This is a genomic window from Streptomyces kunmingensis (assembly GCF_039533535.1).
In the GTDB taxonomy this organism is placed as follows: domain Bacteria; phylum Actinomycetota; class Actinomycetes; order Streptomycetales; family Streptomycetaceae; genus Streptomyces; species Streptomyces kunmingensis.
The window spans coordinates 364657-381503 of the sequence record NZ_BAAATS010000018.1 but is presented as its reverse complement, the minus strand read 5'-3'; the positions used below and the strand labels follow the sequence as shown (position 1 = coordinate 381503).

At 70.9% G+C, this 16847-nt stretch carries 15 protein-coding genes and 1 pseudogene; 6 read left to right on the top strand and 10 right to left on the bottom strand.

What is annotated here, in order from left to right; all coding sequences use genetic code 11:
* Positions 1 to 41: 41 nt before the first annotated feature.
* The 5 genes and pseudogenes from ABD366_RS23335 to ABD366_RS23315 all read right to left on the bottom strand — a co-directional run bounded on the left by ABD366_RS23335 (position 42) and on the right by ABD366_RS23315 (position 6462).
* A complete protein-coding gene (locus tag ABD366_RS23335; RefSeq protein WP_324771735.1) occupies positions 42 to 2051 on the bottom strand; it encodes an ATP-binding SpoIIE family protein phosphatase in 2010 nt (669 codons plus the stop codon).
* Positions 2052 to 2088: 37 nt separating this feature from the next.
* A pseudogene (locus ABD366_RS23330) lies at positions 2089 to 2319 on the bottom strand (SAM-dependent methyltransferase); the annotation flags it as partial.
* 247 nt (positions 2320 to 2566) lie between these two features.
* The gene (gene fomD, locus ABD366_RS23325; protein WP_324771734.1) at positions 2567 to 3247 is read right to left on the bottom strand and encodes a cytidylyl-2-hydroxypropylphosphonate hydrolase; all 681 of its coding nucleotides are present in this window, start codon (positions 3245 to 3247) and stop codon (positions 2567 to 2569) included.
* A gap of 73 nt (positions 3248 to 3320) precedes the next feature.
* Positions 3321 to 4706 (bottom strand): class II fumarate hydratase, encoded by a 1386-nt coding sequence (locus tag ABD366_RS23320; protein ID WP_324771733.1) that lies wholly within the window; start codon positions 4704 to 4706, stop codon positions 3321 to 3323.
* Between the two features lie 85 nt (positions 4707 to 4791).
* A complete protein-coding gene (locus tag ABD366_RS23315; protein WP_324771732.1) occupies positions 4792 to 6462 on the bottom strand; it encodes a fumarate hydratase in 1671 nt (556 codons plus the stop codon).
* A 188-nt stretch (positions 6463 to 6650) separates the two neighbouring features.
* On the opposite strand from ABD366_RS23315, the gene ABD366_RS23310 reads away from it, so the two are divergent.
* Both ABD366_RS23310 and ABD366_RS23305 read left to right on the top strand, forming a co-directional pair.
* Complete coding sequence (locus tag ABD366_RS23310; protein WP_324771731.1) at positions 6651 to 7349, top strand: DUF1707 SHOCT-like domain-containing protein; 699 nt, start codon at positions 6651 to 6653, stop codon at positions 7347 to 7349.
* A gap of 149 nt (positions 7350 to 7498) precedes the next feature.
* On the top strand, positions 7499 to 7867 hold the full coding sequence (locus ABD366_RS23305; RefSeq protein WP_324771730.1) for a WhiB family transcriptional regulator: 369 nt from the start codon (positions 7499 to 7501) through the stop codon (positions 7865 to 7867).
* A gap of 84 nt (positions 7868 to 7951) precedes the next feature.
* On the opposite strand, the gene glpX is transcribed toward ABD366_RS23305, so the two are convergent.
* Positions 7952 to 8986: a class II fructose-bisphosphatase gene (glpX, locus tag ABD366_RS23300; protein ID WP_324771729.1), complete on the bottom strand. Its 1035-nt coding sequence runs from the start codon at positions 8984 to 8986 to the stop codon at positions 7952 to 7954.
* 245 nt (positions 8987 to 9231) lie between these two features.
* Between glpX and ABD366_RS23295 the strand changes: the two genes are divergently transcribed.
* Positions 9232 to 9768 carry a DUF4245 domain-containing protein gene (locus ABD366_RS23295; RefSeq protein ID WP_324771728.1) on the top strand — a complete coding sequence of 179 codons (537 nt, stop codon included), beginning with the start codon at positions 9232 to 9234 and terminating at the stop codon, positions 9766 to 9768.
* 81 nt (positions 9769 to 9849) lie between these two features.
* Here ABD366_RS23295 and ABD366_RS23290 read toward each other — a convergent pair whose 3' ends face one another.
* From ABD366_RS23290 to xseA, 3 genes are all read right to left on the bottom strand, one after another.
* Positions 9850 to 10440: a malonic semialdehyde reductase gene (locus tag ABD366_RS23290; protein WP_324771727.1), complete on the bottom strand. Its 591-nt coding sequence runs from the start codon at positions 10438 to 10440 to the stop codon at positions 9850 to 9852.
* A gap of 119 nt (positions 10441 to 10559) precedes the next feature.
* On the bottom strand, positions 10560 to 10808 hold the full coding sequence (locus tag ABD366_RS23285) for an exodeoxyribonuclease VII small subunit (protein ID WP_324771726.1): 249 nt from the start codon (positions 10806 to 10808) through the stop codon (positions 10560 to 10562).
* A complete protein-coding gene (gene xseA, locus ABD366_RS23280) occupies positions 10805 to 12067 on the bottom strand; it encodes an exodeoxyribonuclease VII large subunit (protein WP_324771725.1) in 1263 nt (420 codons plus the stop codon). The genes ABD366_RS23285 and xseA overlap by 4 nt, the downstream gene beginning before the upstream one ends.
* A 114-nt stretch (positions 12068 to 12181) precedes the next feature.
* Here xseA and ABD366_RS23275 point away from each other — a divergent pair, with 114 nt between their 5' ends.
* Complete coding sequence (locus ABD366_RS23275) at positions 12182 to 13591, top strand: collagen-binding domain-containing protein (protein WP_324771724.1); 1410 nt, start codon at positions 12182 to 12184, stop codon at positions 13589 to 13591.
* 38 nt (positions 13592 to 13629) lie between these two features.
* Here the strand turns inward: ABD366_RS23275 and ABD366_RS23270 are convergent, their stop codons facing one another.
* Positions 13630 to 14985: an APC family permease gene (locus ABD366_RS23270; RefSeq protein WP_324771723.1), complete on the bottom strand. Its 1356-nt coding sequence runs from the start codon at positions 14983 to 14985 to the stop codon at positions 13630 to 13632.
* A gap of 82 nt (positions 14986 to 15067) precedes the next feature.
* Here ABD366_RS23270 and ABD366_RS23265 point away from each other — a divergent pair, with 82 nt between their 5' ends.
* Entirely contained in the window at positions 15068 to 16066 is a 999-nt protein-coding gene (locus ABD366_RS23265) for a 4-hydroxy-3-methylbut-2-enyl diphosphate reductase (protein WP_324771722.1), read from the top strand.
* Positions 16067 to 16096: 30 nt separating this feature from the next.
* Entirely contained in the window at positions 16097 to 16843 is a 747-nt protein-coding gene (gene ppgK / locus ABD366_RS23260) for a polyphosphate--glucose phosphotransferase (RefSeq protein WP_324771721.1), read from the top strand.
* The last annotated feature ends 4 nt before the right edge of the window (positions 16844 to 16847 follow it).

Here is a 16847-nt window from a genome sequence, read left to right as displayed (position 1 = left end):
AGGTTCCCGGCGCCCCTCACGCGTACGTTCCGCCTCTGCGGCTAGCCCGCGGGCCGGGCCAGTTCGAACCAGACGACCTTGCCGGTCGAGAGCCGTGTCGCTCCCCACCGCCGGGCCAGCCGGTTCACCAGGAACAGGCCGCGCCCGCCCTCGTCGGTGGCCCGGGCCTGGCGCTGGCGCGGCAACTGCGGCACGTCGTCGCCGACCTCGCAGCGCAGCACATCGGTGCGCAGCAGACGCAGCGTCACCGGCTTGGAGGCGTAGCGCACCGCGTTGGTGACGACCTCGCTCACCAGCAGCTCGACGGAGTCCGTCATCTCCTCGAGTCCCCAACGGGACAGGGCGCTGCGGGCGAGGCGGCGCGCCCGGCCCGGCGCCGCGTCCTCCGGGTCCAGGAACCAGTACGCGACATCGCTCGGCGCGATCCCGTCGAAGCGGGCCGCGAGCAGCGCGATGTCGTCGTCCCGGTCGCCGGGGCCGAGCATGTCGAGCACGTCGTCGCAGAGCGCCTCCAGCGGCGGCGAATGGTCCGGCCCGGTCAGCTGCGCGGTCGCGGCGAGCCGCTCCCGCAGCTGCTCTATACCGGTCCACACGTCACGCAGCCGCGATTCGACCAGGCCGTCGGTGTACAACAGCAGCGTGGCGCCCGCCGGGGCGTCCAGCTCGACCGCCTCGAAGTCGACGCCGCCCACCCCGATCGGCGCCCCCGGCGGGACGCGCAGCACCTCGGCGCGGCCGCCCAGGTGCAGCAGAACGGGCGGCGGATGCCCGGCGTTGGCGATGGTGATGCGATGCGCGACCGGGTCGTACACGGCGTACAGGCAGGTCGCCATCCGGTCCGTGCCGAGCCGCTGAGCCTGCTCGTCGAGGTGGTGCAGGACCTCCTGCGGCGGCAGGTCGAGGCCGGCCAGCGTCTGCGCGGTCGTACGCAGCTGGCCCATGATCGCGGCCGAGGTCATCGAGTGCCCCATGACATCGCCGACGACGAGGGCGACCCGGCTGCCCGGCAGCGGGATCGCGTCGTACCAGTCGCCGCCGACCCGCGCCGTCTCCGCCGCCGGCAGATAGCGCGAGGCGAGCCGCACCCCGGTCGGGCGCGGCAGCGTCTCGGGGAGCATCGTGCGCTGCAACTCGTCCGCGATGTACGCCTCGCGCCCGTACAGCACCGCCTTGTCGATGCCCAGCGCGCTGTGCGTGGCGAGCTGTCCGGCGACCAGCAGATCGTCCCCGTCGAACGCCGCCCGGTTCGCGTGCCGCAGGAAGACCGCCGCGCCGATCACCCGGCGGCGTCCCCGCAGCGGCGCCAGGATCGCGCGGCGCCCGGTCGGCACCGCCCGGTCGCCGCCGAGCAGTTCGGGCAGCGCGGCCTGGGCCGCGGGCGAGTCCGCGAAGACGGGCCGTACCCCGCGCAGCACCTCGGCGAGCGCGCCACCGGCCCGTACCTCGCACAACTCGATGCTGTCCGGAGCCAGTTCGATCGGCGGGATGATGACGGTCGCCGCGGGGACGGCGTCCGACTCCGGATCGTCGACGGCGTCGGGGATCCGGTCGCTGCGGCGCAGCCGCAGCACCATCGGACCGGCCGGGCGCTCGTCACCGACCGGAAGGGGCTCGCGCAGATAGACCAGTATCGCGTCCGAGAACGTCGGCACCGTCGCCCGGCACAGCCCCATCACGATCTCGTCGAGGTCGATACCGCGCGCGATCCGCCGGGTCGCCGCCCCGACGAAGCGCAGCCGGTCACCGTCGCGGCGCATCGCCGTCGGCTGTCCGGCCGGACGCGGCTGTCCGGAGCGCCGGTCGCCGTCCGGCGGACCCGGAGGGCGCACCGGCTCGGGTGAGGGCGACTGCGGCTGTGAGTGCTCCGCGTCCGCCGAGGCCGAGGCCGAGGCCGGGGTGGGGGCGGGGGTGCGGCGCGGCTGCTGCGGTAAACCGTCGCCGGCGGGGGCCACGGAGGCCTGCGGGGTACGCCTGAGAGCCCCGCGGGGATCGGCGGGGCGGGCCGCCGTGCCGTGGTGGCGGCCTTCGTGGGAGGTCGGGTGCTCCGTCACGCGTGTCGAATCCGTCCGTCCGGGGCTGCGCGCCGTGTCACTGGCCAGTGCGTCGGCAGTTGAGGAACAGCTGGTACTCGGGTGGGGCGTCGGCGCTCGCGGGAGCGTACGCCTCCGTCTCCTCCCCGGTGATCTCGAAGTCCGCGTCGCGCGTGACCTGGCGCAGTTCGTCCCGCAGAAAACCCGATACCCGGATTGTGTGCCCCGGGAACGGAATTTCCGCGTCGGCCGGTCCGGCCCCGACCATGGACAGCGCCAACCAGCCACCAAGTCACGGCGGTGAGCGCGGCAGCCGCAGCACGCCCGGGACCGGACACGTCCGACCCGCTCGTTGCCTGCGCTCCACCCACGTTCACGGTCCCGCCGCCCCTCAATGACCACGTTGACATCGTGTCAGACCTATTGAGTACGCGAAGAGTTGCAGTTGAAGAAGGTTTTTGTACGTCTCTTCGCGTCACTGTGCGCTGTTGCGGAGGACGATCCTACGTTTTCCCCCCGGGGGCGCATCAAGGGTCTCATGACGACACGTGCGCGGGCGTACGGTCCCAGTCCGCGGGCAGCTCCGGGACCGGCCACGCCGGGTCGGGCCGCCAGTGCTCCCAGCCGTCCGAGAACGGCTGCCCCCACTCCTCGATGACCTCGACCGCCCGGCGTCCGGCGGCCCGCACCCCGGCCGCCCGCGCGGCGCTCATCAGGCCCGCGGCCTGCGCCTGGGCGAACTCGTCCTCGTCGTGCCAGCGCCAGCTGCGGTCCTGGTACACCGACAGGTCCAGGAAGTGGTCCTCGGAGTCGACGCCCCCGGACCACCGCGCGCGGGGCTCCTCCAGGTTCACGTACCAGTTGCGGAACGACCAGTCCGGCTCCCAGAACAGCCACACCGACCAGGGCTCGCCCGGCCGCGCCAGCTTCAGCACGCCCGCGCCGGTCCAGCGGTCGCGGCGCAGGGCGCGCGGTTTGGTGTAGCGGGTGGCGAGTGGCTCGCGGTGCACCGGGGTGCCGTCCGCGATGACCGGTTTCACGCACTCGGTGCCCGGCGCCATCCACACGGCGAGCAGCTCGGCCGTGTCCTGGACGACGGTGACGGGACGACAGATGTGAAAGCCTTCGCTCCCGTTGGCGCGATAGCGCCACAGGATCGGCTCCCCGGGCATCCATCGCCCGCCACTCCCGCCGTCGGTCCGGCCGTCGTCTGTCATGCGCAGATATTAGGTGCCAGTGGCATACGACGCTGCGGTACGGGGCGTGAATACGTCATCCGGCCATGTCTTGTCAGGGGCGGGTCATCCGCAGGACATTTAGCGCCTCGTCGAGCTGTTCCTCCGTCAGATCGCCGCGCTCCACATAGCCGCCCTCGAGTACGACTTCACGGATCGTCCGGCGTTCCGCGAGCGACTTCTTGGCGACCTTGGCGGCCTCCTCGTAGCCGATGTACTTATTCAGCGGTGTGACGACGGACGGGGAGGACTCGGCGTACTCGCGGGCCCGCTCGCGGTTGGCGGTGATGCCGTCGACCGTGCGGTCGGCCAGCAGCCGGGACACGTTGGAGAGCAGCCGGATCGACTCCAGGACGTTCTTGGCGATGACCGGCAGCATCACGTTAAGCTCGAAGTTGCCCGCCGCGCCCGCCGTGGCCACCGTCGCGTCGTTGCCGATGACCTGCGCCGCGGCCATCAGGGTGGCCTCGGGGATCACCGGGTTCACCTTGCCCGGCATGATCGACGAGCCGGGCTGCAGGTCAGGCAGGTTGATCTCGGCCAGTCCCGTGCGCGGACCCGACGCCGCCCAGCGCAGATCGTTGGAGATCTTGGTCAGGCCGACCGCGATGGTCCGCAGCTGCCCGCTGGTCTCCACGATCCCGTCGCGCGCGCCCTGCGCCTCGAAGTGGTCGCGGGCCTCGGTCAGCGGCAGCCCCGTGGCCCGTGCGACCTCGGCGATGACGGCGGCCGAGAAGCCCGCGGGGGTGTTGATCCCGGTGCCGACCGCCGTGCCGCCCAGCGGGAGTTCGGCCAGCCGGGGCAGCGAGGCGGTGAGCCGCTCCACGCCGTAGCGGACCTGCGCCGCATAGCCCCCGAACTCCTGGCCGAGAGTCACCGGCGTCGCGTCCATCAGGTGCGTGCGCCCGGACTTCACGACATCGGAGAACTCGGCCGACTTGCGCTCCAGGGACGCCGCGAGATGCTCCAGGGCGGGGATCAGATCGTGGGTCACGGCGGCCGTGGCCGCGATGTGGATCGACGAAGGGAAGACGTCGTTCGACGACTGCGAGGCGTTGACGTGGTCGTTCGGGTGGACGGACCGGCCGAGGCGCTCGGTGGCGAGGGTGGCGAGCACCTCGTTGGCGTTCATGTTGGAGGAGGTGCCGGATCCTGTCTGAAAAACGTCTACCGGGAACTGCTCGTCCCAGCGGCCCTCGGCGACCTCGGCGGCCGCGTCGGCGATCGCCCGGGCGATGTCCTTGTCGAGGACGCCAAGGTCCGCGTTGACATGGGCGGCCGCCGCCTTGATACGGGCGAGCGCCTCGATGTGGGCGCGCTCGAGGCGCTGCCCGGAGACGGGGAAGTTCTCCACCGCGCGCTGCGTCTGGGCCCGCCACTTGGCGTCGGCGGGCACCCGCACCTCGCCCATGGAGTCGTGTTCGATCCGGTAGTCGCTCATACCCCGTACAGCACGGGGGAGCGCGAGGGTGTTCCCGGAGAAACGCCGGACGGGCCGAGAGATTCAGCCCGTCCGGCGGGTACGGCTACTGCAGGCCGGGGCCGCGCACGGGGATGTGCGTGAACGTCGGCTCGGGCGCCGGGTTCTGGAAGAAGTCGTTGCCCTTGTCGTCGACGACGACGAACGCCGGGAAGTTCTCGACCTCGATCTTCCAGACGGCCTCCATGCCGAGCTCCTCGTACTCGACGACCTCGACCTTCTTGATGCAGTCCTGGGCGAGGCGCGCGGCCGGGCCGCCGATGGAGCCGAGGTAGAAGCCGCCGTGCGCGTCACAGGCGTCGGTGACCTGCTGCGAGCGGTTGCCCTTGGCGAGCATCACCTTGGAGCCGCCCGCGGCCTGGAACTGCTCGACGTAGGAGTCCATGCGGCCGGCCGTCGTCGGGCCGAACGAGCCCGACGCGTACCCCTCCGGCGTCTTGGCCGGACCGGCGTAGTACACCGGGTGGTTTTTCAGGTACTGCGGCATCTCCTCGCCCGCGTCGAGCCGCTCCTTGATCTTGGCGTGCGCGATGTCGCGGGCCACGACCAGCGGGCCGGTCAGCGAGAGGCGGGTCTTCACCGGGTACTTGGTGAGCTCGGCGAGGATCACGTCCATCGGCTGGTTGAGGTCGATGTTCACGACGTCGCCGGCCTCATCGAGGTGCTCGTCGGTGGTCTCGGGGAGGAAGCGCGCCGGGTCCCTCTCCAGCTGCTCAAGGAAGACGCCCTCGGCGGTGATCTTCGCGACGGCCTGGCGGTCGGCCGAGCAGGACACGGCGATGGCCACCGGGCAGGACGCGCCGTGCCGCGGCAGCCGCACCACGCGTACGTCGTGGCAGAAGTACTTGCCGCCGAACTGCGCGCCGATCCCGATCTTCTGGGTCAGCTCGAAGACCTTCTCCTCCAGATCCTTGTCACGGAAGCCGTGGCCGAGCTCGGAGCCCTCGGAGGGGATCTCGTCGTAGTAGTGCGCGGAGGCGTACTTCGCGGTCTTCAGCGCGTACTCGGCGGACGTACCGCCCACCACGATCGCCAGGTGGTACGGCGGGCACGCGGCCGTGCCCAGCGAACGGATCTTCTGCTCCAGGAACTTCATCATGGAGGACTCGTTCAGAACGGCCTTCGTCTCCTGGTACAGGAACGACTTGTTGGCCGAGCCGCCGCCCTTCGCCATGAAGAGGAACTTGTAGGCGCCGCCGTCGGTCGCGTACAGCTCGATCTGGGCCGGGAGGTTCGAGCCGGTGTTCTTCTCGTCCCACATGGTCAGCGGGGCCATCTGCGAGTACCGCAGGTTCAGGTTCTTGTACGCGTCGTAGATGCCCTTGGAGAGCGCCTTCTCGTCCTCGCCTTCGGTGAGGACGTTCTGGCCGCGCTTGCCCATCACGATCGCCGTGCCCGTGTCCTGGCACATCGGGAGCACACCGGCCGCCGCGATGTTCGCGTTCTTCAGCAGGTCGAGCGCGACGAACTTGTCGTTGCTCGACGCCTCCGGGTCGTCCACGATGCGGCGCAGCTGCGCGAGGTGGGCCGGGCGCAGGTAGTGCTGGATGTCGTGGATGGCCTCCGCGGCGAGCGCGCGCAGCGCCTCCGGCTCGACCTTCAGGAACGTACGGCCGTCCGGCCCCTCGGCGGTGGAGACACCCTCCGAGGTCACCAGGCGGTACGGCGTGGTGTCCTCGCCCTGGGGGAGCAGATCGGTGTACGCGAACTCAGGCATCTCGCCCATTCCTCACTCGACAGACAGCGGCTGGCATTCGTTGGCAGCGCCGACCAGCGTAGAACCTGGTGACACGGGCGCCGCTGTGAGGTAAGGCTCACTTCGCCGACGTCGGTGTCCACATCGGTGTCCACATCGATGTCCACAGGGCCTAGTCGCGATCTATCGCGTTTGGGTACGCTGCTGTCGTGGACCTTGAGAAGCGCCCCCAGCAGAGCGCCCCCGCGGCGGAGCCGGCCGACCTGCGCGCCTCCGACGCCGATCGCGACCGCATCGCGGACATCCTGCGCGAGGCGCTCGCCGAGGGCCGGCTCGACGCGGAGGAGCACGCCGAGCGGATCGACGGTGTGTACCGCGCCAAGACGCTGGGCGAGCTGGAGCCGCTGGTCAGGGACCTGCCCGGCGCGCAGTCGCCCCGCCCCGCGGCCACCGCGGGCCCCTCGCCCGACCAGCCGGCGCCGGGCACCATCCCGGCCGTCCCCGGCGAGAACCTGGTGGCGGTGTTCAGCTCCACCACCCGCAGAGGCCGCTGGCGCGTGGGCCGCCGCACGCACGCGTACGCCGTGTTCGGCAACATCGAGATCGACCTCAGCGAGGCGATCTTCGAGCACCCGCAGGTCTACATCCGGGCGGTCTCGGTCTTCGGCAACGTCGAGATCCGCGTCCCCGAGAACATCTCGCTGCGCGGCAGCGGCGGCGGCGTCCTCGGCAACTTCGAGGTGGACACCCTGGACGCCACGGAACCGGCGGCGCCCGTCGTCTACGTGGACGGCGTCGCGGTCCTCGGCAACATCGAGGCGAAGCCCAAGCGCGGGAAGATCATCCAGGACCTGCACAAGTACGTCGGCAGATACGTCGACAAACGTTTGCGGAAGCACCTCGACTGACCGCACGCGCACCGACGGCGAACTCCCGTGCGCGGGTGGGCACTTCCGCGCTTCGGAACTCAGTGCATAGGCGTCGACACAGCGGGTAGAGCTTGCTGCATCGTCTCTCGCTCGCGAAAGCCGTCGTAAGCCGTCGTCAGGAGTAGACCGTGCTGCATCCGCCGCATCAGTCCCTGCAGGTCGCCGCTGTACCGCCCCAGCGGGTGCCGGTGCAGGACAGGGACCAGGACGCACCATGGCACACGGAGGCCGTGTGCAGGCGCGACGAGGCGGGACTCTTCTTCGCCCCATCCAAAGAGCCGACCGCCGCGCGACTGTCGCGCGAGGAGGCGGCCAAGCGGGTCTGTGCCCGCTGCCCGGTGATGGTCGAATGCCGCGAGCACGCCCTGCTCCAGCCGGAGCCGTACGGGGTGTGGGGCGGGCTCACCGCCGCCGAGCGCCGCGTGGTCCTCGCGCGCAGGCGCCGCCGCGAGGTCGAGCTGCAGAAGTCGGCCCGTACGGTGGCGGCCGCCGGATAGTTCTTGCGCGTGTACGAGACCGGGGGCGCCCCTGCGCAAGGGGCGCCCCCGATCACGTACCCACGAAGAACCGCTCGCCGGCGGCTACTTGGCCCGGTCGAAGTCGACCGCGCTGTACGCCCGGAGCTTGCTCAGCCGGTGCTGGGAGTCGATCTGCCGGATCGTGCCGGACTTGGACCGCATCACCAGGGACGACGTGATCGCCGTCTCGGAGCTGTAGCGCACCCCGCGCAGCAGTTCGCCGTCGGTGATGCCGGTGGCGACGAAGAACACGTTCTCCCCGGAGACCAGGTCGTCCGTGGACAGGACGCGGTCCAGGTCGTGCCCGGCGTCGAGCGCCCGCTGCCGCTCCGCGTCGTCCTTCGGCCACAGCTTGCCCTGGATGACACCGCCCAGGCACTTGATCGCGCAGGCCGAGATGATGCCCTCGGGGGTGCCTCCGATGCCCAGGAGCAGGTCGACGCCGGAGTCCTCGCGCACCGCGAGCACCGAGCCCGCGACGTCGCCGTCGGAGATCAGCTTGATCCGGGCGCCGGTCTCCCGGACCTCCTTGATGATGCCCTCGTGGCGCGGCCGGTCGAGGATGACGACGGTGACGTCCTCGGGCGCGGCCTTCTTCGCCTTGGCGACCCGGCGGATGTTCACCGACACCGGCGCGTTGATGTCCACGTAGTCGGCGGCCTCGGGCCCGGCCACCAGCTTGTCCATGTAGAAGACGGCGGACGGGTCGAACATCGTGCCGCGGTCGGCGGCGGCGAGCACGGCGATCGCGTTCGGCATGCCCTTCGCGCAGAGCGTCGTGCCGTCGATCGGGTCGACGGCGATGTCGCACTCGGCGCCCGTGCCGTCCCCCACCTGCTCGCCGTTGAACAGCATCGGCGCCTCGTCCTTCTCGCCCTCGCCGATGACGACGACGCCGTCCATCGACACGGTGGAGACGAGGGTGCGCATGGCCCGCACGGCCGCGCCGTCCGCGCCGTTCTTGTCGCCGCGGCCGACCCAGCGGCCGGCGGCCATGGCCGCGGCCTCGGTGACGCGGACGAGCTCCAGGGCGAGGTTGCGGTCCGGGGCCTCGGAGGGGACCTCGAGTTCGGACGGAAGCTGGTGATGCTCGGTCATCGAGACGCACCTTTCTGTTCCGGATTTCACCGGGATACGACAAATAAGGAGGGGCGCCCGAAGGGCTCTTCGGAAGGGCGGGGGCGGGAGACGGGCGGGCGGATGAGGGTTGACAGGGGCGACTCTATCGCCAGTACGACAATCTGAGCAGAGCACCCCACGGATGAGCGGACCTGTCCGTGTCGGGCGGCGCATACCGGGACCTCACGGCGGAGATCATTCGGCGACCTGCGACGATGGGGCGCGTGGCAGGAAGAAATGGCAAGAAGACGGTCGGCAGCCTGGTCCTCTCGCTCGGCGTCTGCGTCGTCGCGGCCGGTGTCGCGTACGCGTTCATCCCGCACGACGCCTCCAAGGAGACGCCGGTCAAGCGCGTGGACTACCGGATCGAGCTGCTGACGGCCCGGCGCGCGGCCTCGTACCCGGTGGCCGCCCCCACGGGGCTGCCGAAGGCCTGGAAGCCGACGTCCGTGCGCTACCAGGGCGAGCCGAACGAGGCCTGGCACCTCGGTTTCCTCGACCCCGACGGCGAGTACGTCGCGGTCGAGCAGTCGACCGACAAGCCGGTCCGGTTCATCGACGACGCGAGCCAGGGCGCCGAGGAGACCAACCGCACGCAGACCATCGGCGGCGAGAAGTGGCAGCGCTACGAGGGCGAGAAGTACGACGCCCTGGTGCTGAAGAGCAAGGGCTCCACGACCCTGGTGACCGGCACGGCCGGCTTCGGGCAGCTGGCGAAGATGGCCGGGGCGCTGGAGATGAAGCAGGACGAGAGCGCATAGCGGCGTCCCTGCGCATACGCCCGTAATACGCGAAAGGGCCCCGGCGGATGCCGGGGCCCTTTCACCTGCGTGCGGGGGAACTCAGACGGTCGTGATGACCTGGTCGAGCTCGAGGCGCGGGGAGCGCGGGAACCAGGCGTCCTCGCCCGGCTTGCCGATGTTGATGACCATCAGCGGGGTGTGGTCGTCGTCCAGGAACTCCTTCTGGACACCGGCGAAGTCGAACCCGGTCATCGGGCCCGCGGCCAGACCGGCGGCGCGCACGCCGACGATGAAGTAGCCGGCCTGCAGCGTGGCGTTGACCAGCGCGGCCTGCTCACGGACCGGGCGCTCGGAGAAGAAGGCGTCCTTGGCGGCCGGGAAGTGCGGGAGGAGCGCCGGGAGCTCCTCGTGGAACTCGTTGTCCGCGGAGAGGATCGCGACCAGCGGGGCGGCGGCGGTCTTCGGCCGGTTGCCCTCGGCCATGTGCGCCACGAGGCGCTCGCGGGCCTCGGGGGAGCGGACCAGCGTGATGCGCAGCGGCGACTGGTTGAAGGCGGTCGGGCCGTACTTGACCAGGTCGTAGATCGCCTGAACCTGCTCGTCGGTCACCGGCTCGTCGGTGAAGGTGTTCGCGGTGCGGGCCTCACGGAAGAGCAGGTCCTGGGCGGCGGGGTCAAGAACGAGAGACATCGATCAACCTTCTCGGTACGGACGTACGGCTGCGGTGATCCGATCCGTCCGGATCAGCCGGTACCCACGACAGTACGCGGATGAGGTTCAACTTTCAACCAAACCCTTCGTGACCCTGTTCACTCCTCTTCCGGGTCGGCCTCCTCGGCCAGCGCCGCGTCGAGCCTGGCCCGCGCGCCGTCAAGCCAGCGGCGGCACACCTTCGCCAGCTCCTCGCCGCGCTCCCACAGAGCGAGGGACTCCTCCAGAGAGGTGCCGCCGGTCTCCAACCGCCGTACGACATCGATCAGTTCGTCCCGCGCCTGCTCATAGCCGAGGGTCTCGTCGGCCGTCTTCGTCGTCGTCATCGTGGTCTCGTCCGTCCTCATGCTTCGTTGTCCGTGGCTGGTGCCGGGGCTGCGGCTTCTTCCGCGGCGGCTTCTTCTGCGACTTCTACGGTGAACTCGCCTTCGGAGACCCGGGCCCGCAGCCGCTCGCCGGGCGGCGCCTCGTCCGGGGCGCGGACCACATGGCCGTCCGCCTTCTGAAGGACCGCGTACCCGCGCTTGAGCGTGGCCGCGGGGGAGAGGGCGACCACGCGCGCGTGCGTGTGCGTCAGGTCCGACTCGGCGCGGTCCAGCAGATGGCCGAGCGTGCGACGGGCCCGCTCGGTGAGCGCCGCGACCTGCTCCTCGCGCTCGTCGACCATGCGGTGCGGGTCCTCTATCGACGGCCGGGAGAGCGCCGCGGCCAGGCCCCGCTCCTCGCGGTCCAGGAACGCCTCGACGCTGCGCCGGGCCCGGTCGCGCAACCAGCGCACCCGCTCGTACTCCTCACCGACGTCCGGCACGACCTTCTTCGCCGCGTCGGTCGGTGTCGAGGCGCGCAGATCGGCGACCAGGTCGAGCAGCGGACTGTCCGGCTCATGGCCGATCGCCGAGACGACCGGGGTACGGCAGGCGGCGACCGCCCGCACCAGCTGCTCGTCGGAGAACGGCAGCAGATCCTCCACGCTGCCGCCGCCGCGCGCGACGATGATCACGTCCACGTCGTCCAGCGCGTCCAGCTCCTTGACCGCCTGGACCACCTGCGGCACGGCGTGCACCCCCTGCACCGGCACGTTGCGCACCTCGAAGCGGACGGCGGGCCAGCGGTGCCGCGCGTTCTCCAGCACGTCACGCTCAGCCGCCGACGCCCGCCCGCAGACCAGGCCGACGAGCTGCGGCAAAAACGGCAACGGTTTCTTGCGGTCGGCCGCGAAGAGCCCCTCCTGCGCGAGCGACTTCTTCAGCTGCTCCAGGCGCGCGAGCAGTTCACCGACGCCGACCGGGCGGATCTCCGCCGCGCGCAGGGAGAGCTGCCCGCGCGGCGCGTACCACTCCGGCTTCGCGTGCACGACGACCCGGGAGCCCTCGCGCACCACGTCCGCCACCGCCTCGAACACCTGCCGGTAGCAGGTGACCGCGACCGAGATGTCGTGCGAGGGATCGCGCAGCGTCAGGAACACCAGGCCGGCGCCGGGTCTGCGGGACAGCTGGGTGATCTGGCCCTCGACCCACACGGCGCCGAGCCGCTCGATCCATCCGCCGATCAGGCGGGAGACCTCGCCCACGGGGAGCGGGGCGTCCGGGGACGTGTTGGCAGCCATGCCGCGAGGGTAGCCGCCGCCACCGACAGTCATGTGGGGCAGTTGGGTAGTTCTGCCTCGGGCGGCGGCGTGACCTCCCCGGCTCCGGGAGCGGCGTCCCTAGCCTCAACCGGTATGACAAAAGTGATCAAAACAGCATTTCCGGTCGCGGCGACCTGTGCCGCGTGCGCGGGCGGGCTGCTGCTGACGGCGGGCCCGGTGAGCTCCGCGCCCGTCGCCGCCCCGCGCGCCGCCGTGGTCATCGGCAACCCCGTCGCCGGCAACAACGGCTTCGGCGTCGTCACCGAGGAGGACGCCCACCTCGGCAGCACCGAATCGGAGGGCCCGGTCGCGGTCGGCGGCGACCTGCGCTTCGGCGCCGGCTACAACGTCTCCCTGAACACCCCCGGCACCTTCACCGCCCCTGGCGACTCCCGGCCCACGGCGCTGCTCGTCGGCGGCCGGGTCCGTTACGACGAGAGCGACCCGGCCGGGGTCCTCAAGGTCCTGCAGAACGGGTACGTGAAGATCGGCGACATGGCCGGCGGCCACGCCCTCGACACCGACAGCAACGGCGCCACCGTCAATACACGCGTCGTCCCGGCCACCGATCCCTACGACACCACGCCCCGGATCGAGCTGAGCACGCACCAGGACGCCGGGAACGTCGGACCGGCCAACCTGATGGACTTCCCCGGCCTGTTCACGACGTACCGGGACCGCGCACAGCAGATGGCGACCTGCGCGAACAACGTCACCCTGCTCGACGGCAACGGCGACCCGCTGCCCGACCAGACGACCGTCGCGCCGAACTCCCAGATCAAGCTCCGCCTGGACCTCGGCCGCACCAACGTGGTGCATCTCACCGGCGAGATGCTGGACAACATCTCGACCCTGACGCTGCTCGACCAGCCCACGGCCGCCGCCCCCCTGGTGTTCGTGGTCGACACCAGCGCCGAGGGCGGGGACCACACCTGGCACGCGCCGACGATGGCCGGGGTCGGCAGCTCCCAGACGCACATCCTGTGGGACTTCCCCGACGCCACCCGGATCACCAACCCCGACGGCGACCAGATCGAGGGCACGGTCTACGCGCCGAGCGCGGAGTTCATCGACCTCGACCCGTCGAACATCGAGGGCGACGTCATCGTGAAATCGCTGGTCCAGGGCTCGACGGCAGCCGTCGGGGGCGACGCGACGAACGCGGGGGAGATCCACTACCACCCGTTCGACGGCAATGTTCAGTGCGACGACGAGCCATCACCGACGCCCACACCCACGCCTTCGCCGACGAAGTCGCCGACGCCGACTCCGACCCCCACGCCGACACGCAGCGGGGGAACGCCCACGTCGCCCGCACCCTCCTCCACGACCCCCGCCCCGACGAAGCCGGCCAGTCCCAGCCCCAGCGGTCCGGGACTCGCCGACACCGGCTCCGACCGGCGGACCTACGAGCTCCTCGGCGGCATCGCCGCGGCCCTCATGGCCACGGGCGCCGGAGCCGTCGCCTTCGGCCGGCTGCGCAGGAACGGACGCCACCGCTGACCCGCTGACCCGCACGGGGTGGACGGGCGGCGGTCGCGTCACGCCGGGTCCGCCGCCCGTCCCCGCTGCGCCACCAGCACCACGAGCCCCACGACCAGCCAGATCGCGCCGACCACCTGCGCCGCGCCCGACGCCTCCACGATCACCGCGACCGTGATCGCCGCGCCGAGCACCGGGATCAGGAGGTGCCGCCACCAGCTCACGGCCTCTCCCCGACGACGTACCGCGAAATAGCCGACGACGCTGGCGTGCAGCAGCGTGAACGCGGTGAGGGCGCCGATGTCGACGACCGAGACCAGATGGTCCATGCCGTCGTCGCGCCGCGCCGCCCACACCGCCGCGACCAGCGTGATCACCGCCGCGATGAGCAGCGCCGCACGCGGGACACCCGAGTTCGTCCGCGACAGGGCCTTCGGCAGCCGCCGGTCGCGGGCCATCGCGAACAGCAGCCGGCCCGCCGCGGCCTGCCCGGCCAGCGCCGCGAACGCCGCGCCGATCGCCTTGCTCACCGCCACCAGATCGTGCAGCCACCCGCCGACCGACACGTCCACGGCGTCGTAGAACGCGGACCCCTGCTTGCCCGGATCGGCCGCCAGCTGCGCCGAGGTCGTCGGTTCGAGGAGCGCCACCAGATACGTCTGCACGACGAACAGCACACCCGTGAACGCCAGACAGAACAGCACCGCCCGCGCCACCTTCGCCGAGCCGCCCGTCACCTCCTCGGCGAACGTGGCGATCGCGTCGAAGCCCAGATACGACAGGACCGCCACCGACACCGCGCCGAGCACCGCCGACAGGGCGAACGCGCCCTGCGTCCCGTCACCCGTCAGCGGCGACAGCCAGTCCCGCTGCGCGCCGTCCCTGGCAAGCACCACGATCGCGGAGACCACGAAGACCAGCAGCACCACGATCTCCAGCGCCAGGACCGCGAAGCCGACCCGGGCCGCCGCCCGCACGCCCCACAGGTTCAGCAGCGTCGTGATCAGCACCGCGAGCGCCGTCCACACCCAGCGCGACACCGAGGGCACCAGCGCGTTCATGGCGATGCCCGAGAAGAGGTAGGCCACCGCCGGGATCAGCAGATAGTCCAGCATCGCCATCCAGCCCGCGATGAAACCCGGCCCCTTGCCGAGCCCCACGCGCGCGTAGGCGTACACGGAGCCCGCCCGTGGAGCTACCCGCACCATCTGCGCGTAGCTGAAAGCGGTGAACGCCATCGCGACGGTCGCCACGAGATAGACGAGCGCGACCGCGCCGTGCGATTTCGCGTCCAGGGTGCCGAAGACGCCGACCGGCGCCATGGGGGCGATGAAGAGCAGCCCGTAGACGACGAGGTCCCGGAAGTCGAGACTGCGCCGCAGTCCCGCCTCTTCATGCGTGATCTCGGCGGACATCCTGCCTCCGTGGGTCGCGGGGTACCCAGTCTTCCCAGACGGCGGATCTTCGGCCTCCCGGACGCGCCCTTACGATGGAGGCATGACTGCTACGACTGGCTCCCGCCGCGTCCTGCTCGCCGCCCCCCGTGGCTACTGCGCCGGTGTGGACCGTGCCGTGATCGCCGTCGAGAAAGCCCTGGAGCAGTACGGCGCCCCGATCTATGTCCGCCACGAGATCGTGCACAACAAGTACGTCGTGCAGACCCTGGAGCGGAAGGGCGCGGTCTTCGTCGAGCAGACGGAGGAAGTGCCGGAGGGCGCCATCGTGATGTTCTCCGCGCACGGCGTCGCCCCGACCGTGCACGAGGAGGCCGAGCGCGGCAGGCTCGCCACCATCGACGCGACCTGCCCCCTGGTCACCAAGGTCCACAAGGAAGCGATCCGCTACGCCAACGACGACTTCGACATCCTCCTGATCGGCCACGAGGGCCACGAGGAGGTCATCGGCACCTCCGGCGAGGCCCCCGACCACATCACGCTGGTCGACGGACCCGAGGACGTCGCCAAGGTCGAGGTCCGCGACCCGTCCAAGGTCGTCTGGCTCTCCCAGACCACGCTCTCCGTCGACGAGACGATGGAGACGGTCGACGCCCTGAAGACCAAGTTCCCCGGCCTCGTCTCGCCGCCCAGCGACGACATCTGCTACGCCACGCAGAACCGTCAGCTCGCCGTGAAGCAGATGGGCGCCGAGTCGGAGCTCGTCATCGTCGTCGGCTCGCGCAACTCCTCGAACTCGGTGCGCCTCGTCGAGGTCGCCAAGCTGGCCGGCGCGAAGGACGCGTACCTCGTGGACTTCGCCTCCGAGATCGACGAGGCCTGGCTGGACGGCGTCACGACCGTCGGCGTCACCTCGGGCGCCTCCGTCCCCGACGTCCTCGTCGAGGAGGTCCTGGAGTACCTGTCGCAGCGCGGCTACGCGGACGTGGAGATCGTCAAGGCGGCCGAGGAGTCCATCACCTTCTCGCTGCCCAAGGAGCTCCGCCGCGATCTGCGCGCCGAGGCCGCCGCTCTGATGCAGGGTTCCCGCGTCGAGAAGTGACCCGGCCCCCGGCGTCGTACGGTGGTGCCCATGCAGATCTTCGGTGTGGACATCGGCGGATCCGGGATCAAGGGCGCCCCGGTCGATCTGGAGCGCGGTGATCTCGCGCAGGAGCGGTTCAAGGTGCTGACCCCGCAACCGGCCACGCCCGACGCGGTGGCCAAGGGCGTCAAGGAGGTCGTCGACAGCTTCGGCGCCCGCCCCGACCGGGTCGGCATCACCTTCCCCGGCGTGGTCACCGGCGGCTCGACGATCCGGACCGCCGCCAACGTCGACAAGAGCTGGGTCGACGTGGACGCGCGCGCCCTGCTCGGCGCGGAGCTCGACGGCCTGCCCGTCACGGTCCTCAACGACGCGGACGCGGCCGGCGTCGCCGAGATGCAGTTCGGCGCGGGCCGCGACCACAAGGGCACGGTGCTGCTGCTCACCTTCGGCACCGGCATCGGCAGCGCCCTGTTCAGCGACGGCGTCCTCGTGCCCAACACCGAGCTGGGCCACCTCGAGCTCGACGGGCACGACGCCGAGCACCGCGCCTCCACCAAGGCCAAGGAGGACCACGACATGAGCTGGGAACACTGGGCACGCCGCGTCCAGAAGTACCTGGCCCACGTGGAGATGCTGTTCTCGCCCGACCTGTTCGTCATCGGCGGCGGCGTCAGCCGCAAGGCGCACAAGTTCCTGCCGCTGATCGAAGGCATCAAGGCGGAGATCGTTCCGGCGCAGCTGCAGAACAACGCGGGGATCGTGGGAGCGGCGATGGCGGCATCGCGCGCGTAGCCGC